Origin of the sequence: Streptomyces changchenzhani, from assembly GCF_039766235.1 — a bacterium.
GTDB lineage: Bacteria > Actinomycetota > Actinomycetes > Streptomycetales > Streptomycetaceae > Streptomyces.
This window is the reverse complement of record NZ_JBDHNH010000008.1, coordinates 313,354-327,028: the sequence shown is the minus strand read 5'-3', so window position 1 is coordinate 327,028 and position 13,675 is coordinate 313,354. Positions and strand designations below refer to the sequence as shown.

The 13,675-nt window shown below is 68.5% G+C and carries 16 protein-coding genes; 13 read left to right on the top strand and 3 right to left on the bottom strand.

Annotated elements, in window-relative coordinates; all coding sequences use genetic code 11:
• Window positions 1-33: 33 nt before the first annotated feature.
• The 8 genes from map (at window position 34) to truA (ending at window position 5,408) form a co-directional block, all read left to right on the top strand.
• Window positions 34-870 carry a type I methionyl aminopeptidase gene (gene map, locus ABCR94_RS25595; RefSeq protein ID WP_347122510.1) on the top strand — a complete coding sequence of 279 codons (837 nt, stop codon included), beginning with the start codon at window positions 34-36 and terminating at the stop codon, window positions 868-870.
• A 315-nt stretch (window positions 871-1,185) separates the two neighbouring features.
• Window positions 1,186-1,407 carry a translation initiation factor IF-1 gene (gene infA, locus ABCR94_RS25590; RefSeq protein WP_003956442.1) on the top strand — a complete coding sequence of 74 codons (222 nt, stop codon included), beginning with the start codon at window positions 1,186-1,188 and terminating at the stop codon, window positions 1,405-1,407.
• A gap of 62 nt (window positions 1,408-1,469) precedes the next feature.
• The gene (gene rpmJ, locus ABCR94_RS25585) at window positions 1,470-1,583 is read left to right on the top strand and encodes a 50S ribosomal protein L36 (RefSeq protein WP_009740505.1); all 114 of its coding nucleotides are present in this window, start codon (window positions 1,470-1,472) and stop codon (window positions 1,581-1,583) included.
• A 198-nt stretch (window positions 1,584-1,781) separates the two neighbouring features.
• The gene (gene rpsM / locus ABCR94_RS25580; protein WP_283521068.1) at window positions 1,782-2,162 is read left to right on the top strand and encodes a 30S ribosomal protein S13; all 381 of its coding nucleotides are present in this window, start codon (window positions 1,782-1,784) and stop codon (window positions 2,160-2,162) included.
• Window positions 2,163-2,229: 67 nt separating this feature from the next.
• The gene (rpsK, locus tag ABCR94_RS25575; protein ID WP_347122375.1) at window positions 2,230-2,634 is read left to right on the top strand and encodes a 30S ribosomal protein S11; all 405 of its coding nucleotides are present in this window, start codon (window positions 2,230-2,232) and stop codon (window positions 2,632-2,634) included.
• 146 nt (window positions 2,635-2,780) lie between these two features.
• Window positions 2,781-3,803 carry a DNA-directed RNA polymerase subunit alpha gene (locus ABCR94_RS25570; protein ID WP_283521070.1) on the top strand — a complete coding sequence of 341 codons (1,023 nt, stop codon included), beginning with the start codon at window positions 2,781-2,783 and terminating at the stop codon, window positions 3,801-3,803.
• A 95-nt stretch (window positions 3,804-3,898) separates the two neighbouring features.
• Window positions 3,899-4,444 (top strand): 50S ribosomal protein L17, encoded by a 546-nt coding sequence (gene rplQ / locus ABCR94_RS25565; RefSeq protein ID WP_347122374.1) that lies wholly within the window; start codon window positions 3,899-3,901, stop codon window positions 4,442-4,444.
• Between the two features lie 106 nt (window positions 4,445-4,550).
• On the top strand, window positions 4,551-5,408 hold the full coding sequence (gene truA / locus ABCR94_RS25560) for a tRNA pseudouridine(38-40) synthase TruA (protein WP_347122373.1): 858 nt from the start codon (window positions 4,551-4,553) through the stop codon (window positions 5,406-5,408).
• Here truA and ABCR94_RS25555 read toward each other — a convergent pair.
• Entirely contained in the window at window positions 5,376-6,293 is a 918-nt protein-coding gene (locus ABCR94_RS25555) for a hypothetical protein (protein WP_347122372.1), read from the bottom strand. The two genes, truA and ABCR94_RS25555, sit on opposite strands and share 33 nt — an antisense overlap.
• A gap of 114 nt (window positions 6,294-6,407) precedes the next feature.
• Here ABCR94_RS25555 and ABCR94_RS25550 point away from each other — a divergent pair, with 114 nt between their 5' ends.
• From ABCR94_RS25550 to glmM, 4 genes are all read left to right on the top strand, one after another.
• On the top strand, window positions 6,408-8,036 hold the full coding sequence (locus tag ABCR94_RS25550; RefSeq protein ID WP_347122371.1) for an ABC-F family ATP-binding cassette domain-containing protein: 1,629 nt from the start codon (window positions 6,408-6,410) through the stop codon (window positions 8,034-8,036).
• 297 nt (window positions 8,037-8,333) lie between these two features.
• The gene (rplM, locus tag ABCR94_RS25545) at window positions 8,334-8,777 is read left to right on the top strand and encodes a 50S ribosomal protein L13 (RefSeq protein ID WP_283521075.1); all 444 of its coding nucleotides are present in this window, start codon (window positions 8,334-8,336) and stop codon (window positions 8,775-8,777) included.
• 44 nt (window positions 8,778-8,821) lie between these two features.
• Complete coding sequence (rpsI, locus tag ABCR94_RS25540; protein ID WP_347122370.1) at window positions 8,822-9,355, top strand: 30S ribosomal protein S9; 534 nt, start codon at window positions 8,822-8,824, stop codon at window positions 9,353-9,355.
• 176 nt (window positions 9,356-9,531) lie between these two features.
• Window positions 9,532-10,890 carry a phosphoglucosamine mutase gene (gene glmM / locus ABCR94_RS25535; RefSeq protein WP_347122369.1) on the top strand — a complete coding sequence of 453 codons (1,359 nt, stop codon included), beginning with the start codon at window positions 9,532-9,534 and terminating at the stop codon, window positions 10,888-10,890.
• Here the strand turns inward: glmM and ABCR94_RS25530 are convergent.
• On the bottom strand, window positions 10,887-11,837 hold the full coding sequence (locus ABCR94_RS25530) for a TIGR00271 membrane domain-containing protein (RefSeq protein WP_347122368.1): 951 nt from the start codon (window positions 11,835-11,837) through the stop codon (window positions 10,887-10,889). The two genes, glmM and ABCR94_RS25530, sit on opposite strands and share 4 nt — an antisense overlap.
• Before the next feature lie 43 nt (window positions 11,838-11,880).
• A complete protein-coding gene (gene coaA, locus ABCR94_RS25525; RefSeq protein WP_347122367.1) occupies window positions 11,881-12,870 on the bottom strand; it encodes a type I pantothenate kinase in 990 nt (329 codons plus the stop codon).
• Window positions 12,871-13,247: 377 nt separating this feature from the next.
• On the opposite strand from coaA, the gene ABCR94_RS25520 reads away from it, so the two are divergent.
• Entirely contained in the window at window positions 13,248-13,616 is a 369-nt protein-coding gene (locus ABCR94_RS25520; protein ID WP_347122366.1) for a holo-ACP synthase, read from the top strand.
• Window positions 13,617-13,675 lie beyond the last annotated feature (59 nt).

Sequence of the window (13,675 nt, the reverse complement as noted above, 5' to 3'; positions counted from 1 at the left end):
CAGGCAGATACAGCGAACGTGGAAGGCACAGTGATGGTGGAGATCAAGACCCCCGAGCAGATCGCGAAGATGCGCGAGGCGGGGCTGGTCGTCGCCGCGGTCCATGCGGCCACCCGCGAGGCAGCGGTGCCCGGCGCCACCACCCGGGATCTGGACGAGGTCGCCCGCAAGGTGCTCGCGGAGCACGACGCCAAGTCGAACTTCCTCGGGTACGGCGGTTTCCCCGCGACCATCTGCACCTCGGTCAACGAGGTGGTCGTCCATGGCATCCCGGACGAGAAGACGGTCCTGAAGGACGGCGACATCATCTCGATCGACGCCGGCGCGATCATCGACGGCTGGCACGGCGACGCGGCGTACACCGCGTTCGTGGGGACCGGGCACGCGCCCGAGCTGGTGGAGCTCTCCCGGGTGACCGAGGAGTCCATGTGGGCCGGTCTGGCGGCGATGAAGCTGGGCAACCGGCTGGTGGACATCTCCAGGGCCATCGAGTCCTACATCCGCCGCCAGCCGCGTCCGGCGACGGGTAAGTACGGGATCATCGAGGACTACGGCGGCCACGGCATCGGCACCGAGATGCACATGGACCCGCACCTGCTGAACTACGTCGCCCGCAAGCGCGGCAAGGGCCCCAAGCTGATTCCCGGCTTCTGCCTCGCCATCGAGCCGATGGTGAGCCTCGGCACGGCCCACACGGACGTCCTTGAGGACAACTGGACGGTCGTCACCACGGACGGCACCTGGTCCTCGCACTGGGAGCACTCGGTGGCACTGACCGAAGAGGGCCCGCTGGTACTGACCGCGGTCGACGGGGGCAAGGCGAAGCTGGCGGAGTACGGCGTGACGACGGCGCCGGACCCGCTGGCCTGAGGGCCGGGCCGGCCGACCTCCTGCCGGTCGGAGTCCGGCGCAGCCGCGCGAAGCTTGTGAGGCGCCCCTGGGCGCCGAGCCCGCGAGGGCGGCGTGAAAAAGGGGTCGGGGGCAGGGCGAAGCTGGCGGAGTACGGCGTGACTACCGCCCCGGATCCACTCGCCTGAACCGCTTAATGATCTTGACTGTTGGGCAATCATCCCTGATTCGTCTTTTCCAGGGGCCTGACGTAGACTGACTCGTCGGCTCCCGTGTACCCGTATGTCCGCATGCGGAGCGGGAGTCGATCAAGGTAGCCGATTCGAAGGGCGAAGCGTGGCCAAGAAGCAAGGTGCCATCGAGATCGAGGGCACCGTGATCGAGTCCCTCCCGAACGCAATGTTCAAGGTGGAACTGCAGAACGGTCACAAAGTCCTCGCGCACATCAGCGGCAAGATGCGTATGCACTACATCCGCATCCTCCCGGATGACCGGGTCGTCGTGGAGCTTTCTCCGTACGACCTGACGCGTGGCCGGATCGTCTACCGGTACAAGTAGATCTTGCTGCCGTCTCGTGTTTCAGCGGGGCGATGGCACTGACCCGGAGAACCTGACATTTCATGAAGGTCAAGCCGAGCGTCAAGAAGATCTGCGACAAGTGCAAGGTGATCCGCCGTCACGGCCGGGTCATGGTTATCTGCGAAAACCTGCGCCACAAGCAGCGCCAGGGCTGACGCACGACCCCCTGCATCTCGCAGCTCTTCGCGCGACGCAAGCGAAGTAAATGTATATACGCAGTGCCCAGTGCCCCCAGCGGGTGCTGACACCTCCGGCGGAGGCCGGGGACCTGGTCCGTACCACTCCCTTCTGGGGAGCGTCCGGCGGCCACGGAACGGCTCTGCGGAAGACCTCCGAACCAACAGGAGCCATGCATGGCACGCCTCGAAGGCGTTGACCTCCCGCGCGAAAAGCGCATTGAGGTCGCCCTCACCTATGTCTTCGGCATCGGGCGCACGCGGTCTCAGGAGACCCTTGCCGCCACCGGTGTCGACCCCAACGTTCGCGTGCGTGACCTGCCTGAAGAGGACCTGGTCAAGCTCCGCGAGTACGTGGATGTCAACTTCAAGACCGAAGGTGACCTCCGCCGTGAGGTCCAGGCCGACATCCGCCGCAAGGTGGAAATCGGCTGCTACCAGGGTCTGCGTCACCGCCGCGGCCTGCCGGTGCACGGTCAGCGCACCAGCACGAACGCTCGTACCCGCAAGGGTCCGCGTCGTGCTATCGCCGGTAAGAAGAAGCCGGGCAAGAAGTAGTCCTCAGCCGGACGCTTAACCAGCGGTCTTCGCTGTAGGACCGATCACCTCCACGCCAGGAGAAAACATGCCTCCTAAGGGCCGTCAGGGCGCCACCAAGAAGGTGCGCCGCAAGGAAAAGAAGAACGTCGCTCATGGGCACGCCCACATCAAGAGCACGTTCAACAACACCATCGTCTCGATCACGGACCCCTCGGGCAACGTGATCTCCTGGGCCTCCGCCGGCCATGTCGGCTTCAAGGGCTCGCGCAAGTCCACTCCGTTCGCCGCACAGATGGCCGCCGAGTCCGCCGGCCGTCGCGCGCAGGAGCACGGCATGCGCAAGGTCGACGTCTTCGTCAAGGGTCCCGGCTCCGGCCGTGAGACCGCGATCCGCTCCCTCCAGGCCACTGGCCTTGAGGTCGGGTCCATCCAGGACGTCACGCCCACCCCGCACAACGGCTGCCGCCCTCCCAAGCGTCGCCGCGTCTGATCTGGTTGCAGTGCGGGCAGTGTGAAGACCGACCTTCTCGTTTCTCGCGTTGCACACGGGCGGTACGACCCCTTTGGGCCGTGCCGCCCGTACCCTTGTAGTAACTGGCATCAAATAGCGGGTGCCAAGACACTGGAGGAATTCCCATGCTGATCGCTCAGCGCCCCTCGCTGACCGAAGAGGTCGTAGACGAGTACCGCTCCCGGTTCGTTATCGAGCCGCTGGAGCCGGGATTCGGTTACACCCTCGGCAACTCCCTGCGTCGTACGCTCCTCTCCTCGATCCCCGGCGCCGCTGTCACCAGCATCCGGGTCGACGGTGTCCTGCACGAGTTCACCACCGTGCCGGGCGTCAAGGAGGATGTGACCGACCTCATCCTGAACATCAAGCAGCTCGTCGTCTCCTCGGAGCACGACGAGCCGGTCGTGATGTACCTGCGCAAGCAGGGTCCCGGCCTGGTCACCGCTGCTGACATCGCCCCGCCGGCCGGCGTCGAGGTCCACAACCCGGACCTCGTTCTCGCGACGCTCAACGGCAAGGGCAAGCTGGAGATGGAGCTGACCGTCGAGCGCGGTCGCGGCTACGTCTCCGCCGTCCAGAACAAGCAGGTCGGTCAGGAGATCGGGCGCATCCCGATCGACTCGATCTACTCGCCGGTGCTCAAGGTCACGTACAAGGTCGAGGCGACCCGTGTCGAGCAGCGCACCGACTTCGACAAGCTGATCGTCGACGTCGAGACCAAGCAGGCCATGCGGCCGCGCGACGCCATGGCGTCCGCCGGTAAGACGCTGGTCGAGCTGTTCGGTCTGGCACGCGAGCTCAACATCGACGCCGAGGGCATCGACATGGGCCCGTCCCCGACGGACGCCGCGCTCGCCGCCGATCTCGCCCTGCCGATCGAGGAGCTTGAGCTCACCGTTCGGTCGTACAACTGCCTCAAGCGCGAGGGCATCCACTCCGTGGGTGAGCTCGTGGCTCGCTCCGAGGCCGACCTGCTCGACATCCGCAACTTCGGTGCGAAGTCGATCGACGAGGTCAAGGCGAAGCTGGCCGGCATGGGCCTGGCCCTCAAGGACAGCCCGCCCGGATTCGACCCGACCGCCGCCGCCGACGCCTTCGGCGCCGACGACGACGCGGACGCGGGCTTCGTCGAGACCGAGCAGTACTGATTTCCAGCACGTTCCACACTTCCGGCGCGCATTAGTTCGCCGGTAACTGACATCGGTACCTGATACGGCCGGTGCAGACATGAAGGAGAAACACCATGCCTCAGCCCGCAAAGGGCGCCCGTCTGGGCGGCAGCGCTGCGCACGAGCGTCACCTTCTCGCCAACCTCGCGAAGGCGCTGTTCGAGCACGGTCGCATCACGACGACGGAGGCCAAGGCCCGCCGCCTGCGCCCCGTCGCCGAGCGTCTGATCACCAAGGCGAAGCGTGGAGACATCCACAACCGTCGCCAGGTTCTGCAGACCATCACGGACAAGAGCATCGTGCACACGCTCTTCACCGAGATCGGCCCGCGTTACGAGAACCGCCCCGGTGGTTACACGCGCATCACCAAGATCGGTAACCGTCGTGGCGACAACGCTCCCATGGCTGTCATCGAGCTCGTCGAGGCCCTGACCGTGGCGCAGGCCGCCACCGGTGAGGCCGAGGCTGCGACAAAGCGCGCGGTGAAGGAAGACAGCCTCAAGAAGGACGCGGCTGTCGAGGACACCAAGGCTGAGGACACCAAGGCTGACGCCAAGGTCGAGGACGCCAAGGTCGAGGACGCCAAGCCGGCCGACAAGGCCGCCGAGGAGTCCAAGTAGTCCTTGGACACTCAGGTGTTCTGAAGACCACTGGGACGGGCCCGCACCACCCTTCGGGGCGGTGCGGGCCCGTTCTGTGTTGAGCAGAGGTTGAGAGGATTCACTGGTGAGCGATGACGTGGAGCCCGGCTTCGTACGGGTACGGCTGGATCTTTCGTACGACGGAAAGGACTTCTCGGGCTGGGCGAAGCAGCGGGAACGGCGCACGGTCCAGGGCGAGTTGGAGTCCGCGCTCCAGACCGTGATGCGGCTGCCCGAGCCGGTCTCCCTGACCGTCGCCGGGCGCACCGACTCGGGTGTGCACGCGCGCGGACAGGTCGCGCAGTTCGATGTGGCGGCCGACGTGTGGGAGGAGCACCGCGAGAAGCTGCCCAGGCGGCTCGCGGGGCGGCTCCCGCACGACGTACGGGTGTGGAGGGTGACCGAGGCCCCCGCGGGCTTCAACGCGCGCTTCTCGGCGATCTGGCGGCGTTACGCGTACCGGGTCACGGACCATGTGGGCGGCGTCGATCCGCTGCTGCGCGGCCATGTGCTGTGGCACGACTGGCCGTTGGACGTGGACGCCATGAACGCCGCCGCCGAGCGGCTGCTCGGGGAGCACGACTTCGCGGCGTACTGCAAGAAGCGCGAGGGCGCGACGACCATCCGTACGCTCCAGAAGCTGAGTTGGGAGCGGGGCGCGGACGGGATCATCACCGCGACCGTGCGGGCCGACGCCTTCTGCCACAACATGGTGCGCTCGCTGGTCGGCGCGATGCTGTTCGTCGGCGACGGGCACCGGCCGGTGGAATGGCCCGGGAAGGTGCTTGGTGCGGGCGTACGGGACTCCGCCGTCCATGTCGTACGCCCGCACGGCCTCACGCTGGAGGAAGTCGGCTATCCCGCCGACGAGTTGCTGGCCGCGCGCAGCCGCGAGGCCCGCAACATGCGCTCACTGCCCGGCGGGAGCGGTGGCTGCTGCTGACGCCTGGGCCCTTCCGCGCTTGTGGATCTGACGGAAGGTGAACTCGGCGATGTCGTCACCGGCCGTGAAGACGCCCTTGTCGGAGCGGGTGACGTTCTTGCCGCTGGTGAAGCCGCCGACGGTGAAGTAGGCGTAGCGGCCGTACGCGTTGGTGGTCTTGCGGCAGACCGAGCCGCCCCGGCAGAAGGTGGGGACGCCGGAGCCGGGGAGGGAGGCGAGGCCGCCGCTCGCCTGCTGCTTCGCCTTCTGGGCCTGCGCCTCGGTGTCGAAGACCGCGACGCCGACGGTGACGGCGACGCCGTCCCTGCTGTAGGTCGCGCGGATGACCTGGTCGCAGCCGTTGTTGGCGAGTACGGGGCCGAGCGCGCCCTGGGTGGCGGCCGGGCAGCTCGTGGTGCGGTTCGTTGCGCCCTGGGCGTAGACGCGGTTGTCGGCCATCGTCAGCTTCTCGCCGGGGAAGAGGGTGTCGGCGCCGAGCGGTGCCTTGTCCTTCTTCGCGCTGGAGATGAAGTCCTTGGGGTTGGGCGGGGGAGGCGGTGCCTGGGAGGAGAAGGACGGGCCGGGCCCGTCGCTCTCCGTGGGCAGGGTCTCGGGGCTCGGCAGGCTGCTCGCCGAGTTGCTGTCGTCGGTGGAGCCGCTGCCCGCCGAGACCACGGCTGTCGCGACGATCGCGCCGACGACCGCCGTCGCGAGGACGCCGCCGCCGATGTACATCCATCTCCTGCGCCGGGCGCGCGAGGCCGACGCGTCGGCCAGTGCCGCCCAGTCCGGGGTGTCGGCGTCCGATGTCCGCGATGTGTACGGATCGGGTTGCTGGGACGCGTACGGATCGGGTCGCTGCCCTTCGGGGCCTCCCCAGGACGGCCCCCCTTGCCCAAAACTCACTGACCTTCACCCCGCCGTGTCGTGCCGCTCCGTGCTGTGCCCGTGTCCCCCGGGACGGCACAGCGATCCTGCGCATCTTAATCCGGTTGGGCGATGGGCCGGTCGGCGGTCAGAATGCGGAGCATGGGACATCTTGAGGCTGCGCATCTGGAGTACTACCTCCCCGACGGGCGGGTGCTGCTCGCGGACGCCTCGTTCCGGGTGGGGGAGGGCGCGGTGGTCGCCCTGGTGGGCGCGAACGGCGCCGGCAAGACGACGTTGCTGCGGATGATCGCGGGGGAGCTCCAGCCGCACGGCGGCTCGGTGTCGGTGAGCGGCGGGCTCGGCGTGATGTCGCAGTTCGTCGGGTCGGTGCGCGACGAGCGGACCGTACGTGACCTGCTGGTCTCCGTCGCACAGCCGCGGATCCGGACGGCTGCCGCCGCGGTCGACGCGGCCGAGCACGCCATGATGACGCGGGACGACGAAGCCACGCAGATGGCGTACGCGCAGGCGCTCAGCGACTGGGCCGAGGCGCAGGGCTACGAGGCCGAGACGGTCTGGGACATGTGCACCATGGCCGGGCTCGGGGTGCCTTACGAGCAGGCGCAGTGGCGCGAGGTGCGGACGCTGTCCGGCGGCGAGCAGAAGCGGCTCGTACTGGAAGCGCTGCTGCGGGGCCCCGACGAGGTACTGCTGCTCGACGAGCCCGACAACTATCTGGACGTGCCCGGCAAGCGCTGGCTGGAGGGACAGCTGAAGGAGACCCGTAAGACGGTCCTCTTCGTCTCCCACGACCGGGAGCTGCTGGCGCGGGCCGCCGAGAAGATCGTGAGCCTGGAGCCGGGGCCCGCCGGTACGGATGTGTGGGTGCACGGCGCCGGGTTCGGTACGTACCACCAGGCGCGCAAGGAGCGCTTCGCGCGGTTCGAGGAGCTCAAGCGGCGCTGGGAAGAGGAGCACGCGCGGCTGAAGGCGCTGGTGCTGCGGCTGCGGAACCAGGCGGCGATCAGCCCCGACATGGCGTCGCGCTACAAGGCGATGCAGACCCGCTTCAAGCGGTTCGAGGACGCGGGGCCGCCGCCCGAGCCGCCGCGCGAGCAGGACATCAAAATGCGGCTGCGGGGCGGTCGTACCGGGGTGCGGGCGGTGACCTGCGAGGGGCTTGAGCTCGTCGGTCTGATGAAGCCGTTCGACCTGGAGGTCTTCTACGGCGAGCGCGTCGCCGTTCTGGGGTCGAACGGCTCGGGGAAGTCGCACTTCCTGCGGCTCCTCGCCGGCGAGGACGTAAAGCACAGGGGGACGTGGAAGCTGGGCGCGCGGGTCCTGCCGGGGCACTTCGCGCAGACCCACGCGCATCCGGAGCTGCTGGGGCGCACGCTCGTCGACATCCTGTGGACGGAGCACGCGAAGGACCGGGGCGGTGCGATGTCGGTGCTGCGGCGCTACGAGCTGGAGAGGCAGGGCGACCAGCCTTTCGAGAAGCTCTCGGGCGGGCAGCAGGCGCGCTTCCAGATCCTGCTCCTGGAGCTTGAGGGCACCACCGCGCTGCTGCTCGACGAGCCGACGGACAACCTGGACCTGGAGTCGGCGGAGGCCCTCCAGGAGGGCCTTGAGGCGTACGACGGGACTGTGCTGGCCGTCACCCATGACCGCTGGTTCGCGAAGGCCTTCGACCGGTATCTGGTGTTCGGGTCGGACGGGGTCGTACGGGAGACCACGGAGCCGGTGTGGGACGAGCGGCGGGTGGAGCGGGCGCGGTGACGGAGGCCCGCCGATGGTGGGGCGTGAGAGGCTCCGGAGGCGCCGCCCCGGGTGCGTTTTGACCCGTACGGGTGGTCCAGGTAAGCTTCCAGTTCGTTATGCGTATTGGCTTGGTCGTTCTCACGCGAGGGGCCCTTACGCCGGTTAACCGGAACGATGACCAGCGGCATGCGGACGGGTTGCGTCCCCGAATGCGGCCAAGGCTGTCGTGATCGTCCGGGCGACCTGTCAGGACCCGTCCCCATGCTCCTCACGGAGTCCGGGGATCCTCACTCTGAAGAAGCGAAGGCTACGACCGTGCGTACGTACAGCCCCAAGCCCGGCGATGTCACGCGCCAGTGGCACATCATCGACGCGCAGGACATCGTCCTGGGCCGTCTGGCGACGACCGCCGCCATCCTCCTGCGGGGCAAGCACAAGGCGATCTACGCCCCGCACATGGACATGGGCGACTTCGTCGTCATCATCAACGCCGAGAAGATCCACCTCTCCGGCAACAAGAAGACCCAGAAGATGGCTTACCGCCACTCCGGTTACCCGGGCGGTCTGCGTTCTGTCCGCTATGACGAGCTCATGGCGAAGAACCCCGAGAAGGCCGTAGAGAAGGCCATCAAGGGCATGATCCCCAAGAACACCCTGGGTCGCCAGGTGCTCTCGAAGCTGAAGATCTACGCGGGCGATCAGCACCCGCACGCTGCTCAGCAGCCTGTTCCGTACGAGATCACCCAGGTCGCGCAGTAGTTCCGGCCACACCCCCTAAGACGTAAAGAATTCTGAGGAGCATCGTGGCCGAGTCCACTGTTGAGACCCCCGCCGAGGGCACCGAGGCCGAGGTCGAAGAGACCTTCGCCGAGGTCACCACCTTCGAGTCCGAGGTGCCGGTCGAGGGCGAGTACACCAGCGAGTCGCTGGCGGGCCGCTTCGGCGACCCGCAGCCGGCCGCAGGTCTGGGCCGTCGTAAGAACGCCATTGCCCGCGTCCGGATCGTTCCGGGCACCGGCAAGTGGAAGATCAACGGTCGCACCCTTGAGGGTTACTTCCCGAACAAGGTGCACCAGCAGGCAGTCAACGAGCCCTTCAAGGTGCTTGAGCTCGACAACCGCTACGACGTTGTCGCCCGTATCTCGGGTGGCGGCGTTTCCGGTCAGGCCGGCGCCCTGCGCCTCGGTGTGGCCCGCTCGCTGAACGAGGCGGACGTGGACAACAACCGCGCCCCGCTGAAGAAGGCCGGCTTCCTCTGCCGTGACGACCGTGCGGTCGAGCGCAAGAAGGCCGGTCTCAAGAAGGCCCGTAAGGCCCCGCAGTACAGCAAGCGCTAATCCGTTTGCTCGATTTGCTCGGCTGGCCTGGCTTACTTGGCCAGCTCGGCTGATCAAGACGTTTCGCCCCGGCGGCACATTGTGTGCTGCCGGGGCGTTCGTTTATCGGCATGCCCGGCGTACAACGGTTTCGGGCAGCCAAGAGACTTTTTCTCGGAGCTTTTCGGAGGACACCAGTGGGACGACTCTTCGGCACGGACGGTGTGCGCGGTGTCGCCAACGCGGACCTGACAGCGGAGCTCGCGCTCGGTCTGTCGGTCGCTGCGGCGCATGTACTCGCCGAGGTGGGCACGTTCGAGGGCCATCGGCCGACAGCAGTGGTCGGGCGTGACCCCCGTGCATCTGGGGAGTTCCTGGAGGCCGCCGTCGTGGCGGGCCTCGCGAGCGCGGGCGTGGACGTCCTGCGCGTCGGCGTACTGCCCACACCCGGGGTCGCGTACCTCACCGGTGTGCTCGGCGCGGACCTCGGCGTGATGCTCTCGGCCAGCCACAACGCGATGCCGGACAACGGCATCAAGTTCTTCGCGCGCGGCGGTCATAAGCTCGCCGACGAGCTGGAGATCCGCATCGAGTCGCTGTACGAGGAGCACAACACCGGCGCTCCCTGGGCGCGGCCGACCGGCTCCGGCGTCGGCCGGGTGACGGACTACGCGTCGGGCTTCGACCAGTACATCGCGCACCTGGTCGGTATCCTGCCGAACCGGCTCGACGGCCTGAAGGTCGTGCTCGACGAGGCGCACGGTGCGGCTTCCCGTGTCTCGCCCGAGGCCTTCGCACGGGCCGGCGCCGAGATCGTCACCATCGGTGCCGACCCGAACGGGCTCAACATCAACGACGGTTGCGGCTCCACGCACCTGGGGCTCCTCCAGGCCGCCGTCGTCGAGCACGGCGCGGACCTCGGCATCGCGCACGACGGCGACGCCGACCGCTGCCTCGCGGTGGACGCCGACGGCAACGAGATCGACGGCGACCAGATCCTGGCCGTACTGGCGCTTTCCATGCGCGAGGCCGGGCAGCTGCGCAAGGACACCGTCGTCGGCACCGTCATGTCGAACCTCGGCTTCAAGATCGCCATGGAGCGCGAGGGCATCGCGCTCGTGCAGACGGCCGTCGGCGACCGGTACGTCCTTGAGTCGATGAAGGCCGAGGGATACGCACTGGGCGGCGAGCAGTCCGGGCATGTGATCGTCCTGGACCACGCGACGACCGGTGACGGCACGCTGACCGGGCTGATGCTGGCCGCGCGGATCGCCGCGACGGGCCGTACGCTCGCCGATCTCGCCGGTGTCATGACGCGGCTGCCGCAGATCCTCATCAACGTGCCCGACGTCGACAAGTCGCGCGTCAACACCTCCGCCGAGCTGGCGGCCGCGGTCACCGACGCCGAGCGGGAGCTCGGCGCCACGGGCCGGGTGCTGCTGCGGTCCTCAGGCACCGAGCCGCTGGTACGGGTCATGGTCGAGGCGGCCGACATCGAGCAGGCGAAGGCGGTGGCCGGCCGGCTGGCCGACGTCGTGAAGTCGGCGCTGGGCTAGATTTTCGTCTCTTTGCGCGCCGTGCGCTCGCGCTGCCTGGACCAGAAGTACTTCTGGATGAGCAGCGTGAGCGTACCCGCGACGACGATGCCCAGCAGGTTCAGCAGGAGCTGTTGGGACGAGCCCCAGGTCTGGCCCAGGTCCCCGTAGCTGAGGGCGACGGCGGCATTGGCCGCGGCGGGCACCGTCGTCACCGAGATGGCGACGCCGACCAGGGCGCCGGACTTGGCCGAGGTCAGCGACAACATGCCGGCCGCGCCCGCCAGAACGGCGACCACGAACGAGAACCAGTCCGGGGCGTACACGAAGCCCGTGTTGGGCCGCTCGCCGTCCAGCTTCGCCTCGCTGAACAGCCCGACCGCGTCCATGAAGAAGCTGAACGCGACCGTCACCGCCATCGCCGCCGCGAAGCCCGCGATCAGGGCGATCATCGAGCGCAGGGCCAGCCGAGGGGCGCGCTGCACGATCGCCGTGCAGAAACCGGCGAGCGGGCCGAACTCCGGGCCGACCGCCATCGCGCCCACCACCAGGATCGCGTTGTCCAGCACCACACCGCAGGCCGCGATCATCGTCGCCAGCGCCAGGAACGCGAGGTAGGTGGCGCTGAGCGTGGACTCCTCGTGGGTGGCGTCCGCCAGGTGCTCCCACAGCACCGCGTCCGCGCCCTCGCCCGGCGCGTCCTCCTCGGCCCGGTCGGCGCGGGCCGACAGTGACAGGTCGATGTCCTCGACGGCGATCGAGCCGCTCTCGTCGATGCCGATCCCGCGCAGGGCGCCGATGAGCCCGTCCCCGGCCTCGCGGGCGACGTCGCACAACACCAGGTCGCCCTGGGGGTCGCGGGAGGCGCCCGGGATCACGGCGAGGTGGGTCGCGCCGACGGTCGACTCGACGAGGGCGACAACCTCCTCGGTGCGGTCGGCCGGGATCATCAGTCGCAGATGCAGCACGTACGGGCTCCGGGCTTGAGTCGGTCGTGGGCTTGGGGGTGCTTCAGAGTTTGCGCAGGGACAGCCGCTGGACCTTGTGGTCGGGGCCCTTGCGCAGCACCAGAGTGGCACGGCCGCGGGTGGGCGCCACGTTCTGCACGAGGTTCGGCTTGTTGATGGTGCGCCAGGTGCTGCGGGCGTACTCCATCGCCTCGTCCTCGGAGACCTCGGTGTACTTCCTGAAGTACGAGAACGGGTTCTGGAAGGCCGTCGCGCGCAGCTTGCGGAAGCGGTTGAGGTACCACTGCTCAATGTCCTCGGGGCGCGCGTCGACGTACACACTGAAGTCGAAGTAGTCCGCGAGACCGACCCTGGTCCGGCCGTCCTTGCCGGCGAGGGCGGGCTGCAGGACGTTCAGGCCTTCGACGATCAGGATGTCGGGGCGGCGGACGGTGAGGCGCTCGCCCGGCAGGATGTCGTACTTCAGGTGCGAGTAGACGGGCGCGGTGACCTCGTCCTTGCCCGCCTTGATGTCTGCGACGAAGCGGGTGAGGGCGCGGCGGTCGTACGACTCGGGGAAGCCTTTGCGGGCCATCAGGCCGCGCCGCTCCAGTTCCTCCATCGGGAGGAGGAAGCCGTCGGTGGTGACCAGCTCCACGCGCGGGTGCTCGGGCCAGCGGGCCAGCAGCGCCTGGAGGAGGCGGGCCACGGTGGACTTGCCGACGGCGACGCTTCCGGCGACCCCTATGACGAACGGGGTGCCGCGCTGCGCGCCGTGCCCGTTGCCCCCGTCGCCGAGGAAGGTGTTGAGGGCGCCGCGCAGGCCCGAGGTGGCCTGTACGTAGAGGTTGAGCAGCCGGGACAGCGGGAGGTAGACGTCCCGCACCTCGTCCAGGTCGATGACGTCACCGAGCCCGCGCAGCCGCTCCAGCTCCTCGGCGGTCAGGGGCAGCGGGGTCTTCTCGCGCAGGGCGCTCCACTCCGCCCGGCTGAGGTCCAGATAGGGGGAGGCGTCTGCCCGGCGGGGGGTGTTGCGTGGCGCCGAAGTGATCACAGGAACATTGTCGGGGGTACGGGGGCGGAGTGGGTGGTGTGCTCGGTCACGTGGGTGTGTGGGCGTGGGTGAGTGCGTGCGTGGGTGCGTGGGTGTGCGTGGTCGTGTGCGTGGGTGGGTGCGGGCAAGGCGGAGTTCCCCACGACGGTCATCGACGCGCAGGTGGCGAAGCTCGACCGAGTGCGCTTCGACTGCGACCGACCCCGTCCCGGCATCTCCGCCGGGGGCGGGGTCGCGCCTTGTCCGGGTCCCCGGTGGGGAGCGGGGCGCGTCGTAGGCTGCCGGGATGTATCAGGCCAGTTCTATGACGGTTGCCCTTTCTGCGCCGGTTGCCCCTTCCATGGCGGTTGCCCTTTCCATGACGGCTGAGTGAGCGCGTGATTATTGGGGTCGGCATCGATGTTGCCGAGATCGAGCGGTTCCGGGCGTCCATGGAGCGCACGCCGCAGTTGGCGCAGCGGCTGTTCGTGGAGGCGGAGTTGACGCTGCCGAGCGGTGAGCGGCGCGGGATCGCCTCGCTCGCCGCGCGGTTCGCGGCGAAGGAGGCCCTGGCGAAGGCGTTGGGGGCGCCGGCCGGGCTGCACTGGACGGACGCGGAGGTGTACGTCGAGGACAGCGGGCAGCCGCGGCTGCGGGTGTGCGGGACGGTGGCGGCTCGGGCGGAGGCGCTCGGGGTGCGGTCGTGGCATGTGTCGCTCAGCCATGACGCGGGGGTGGCTTCCGCGGTGGTGATCGCTGAGGGGTGAGCGGGCGGGTACGGGGTGGTTGGACCGTGGACCGTTGAGTGGGTCGAGTGGGTCGAGTG

Coding starts and splice junctions, on each gene's coding strand:
- map (WP_347122510.1), top strand. CDS start 34: ATGGTGGAGATCAAGACCCCCGAGCAGATCGCGAAGATGCGCGAGGCG.
- rpmJ (WP_009740505.1), top strand. CDS start 1,470: ATGAAGGTCAAGCCGAGCGTCAAGAAGATCTGCGACAAGTGCAAGGTG.
- rpsM (WP_283521068.1), top strand. CDS start 1,782: ATGGCACGCCTCGAAGGCGTTGACCTCCCGCGCGAAAAGCGCATTGAG.
- rpsK (WP_347122375.1), top strand. CDS start 2,230: ATGCCTCCTAAGGGCCGTCAGGGCGCCACCAAGAAGGTGCGCCGCAAG.
- ABCR94_RS25570 (WP_283521070.1), top strand. CDS start 2,781: ATGCTGATCGCTCAGCGCCCCTCGCTGACCGAAGAGGTCGTAGACGAG.
- rplQ (WP_347122374.1), top strand. CDS start 3,899: ATGCCTCAGCCCGCAAAGGGCGCCCGTCTGGGCGGCAGCGCTGCGCAC.
- ABCR94_RS25550 (WP_347122371.1), top strand. CDS start 6,408: ATGCGGAGCATGGGACATCTTGAGGCTGCGCATCTGGAGTACTACCTC.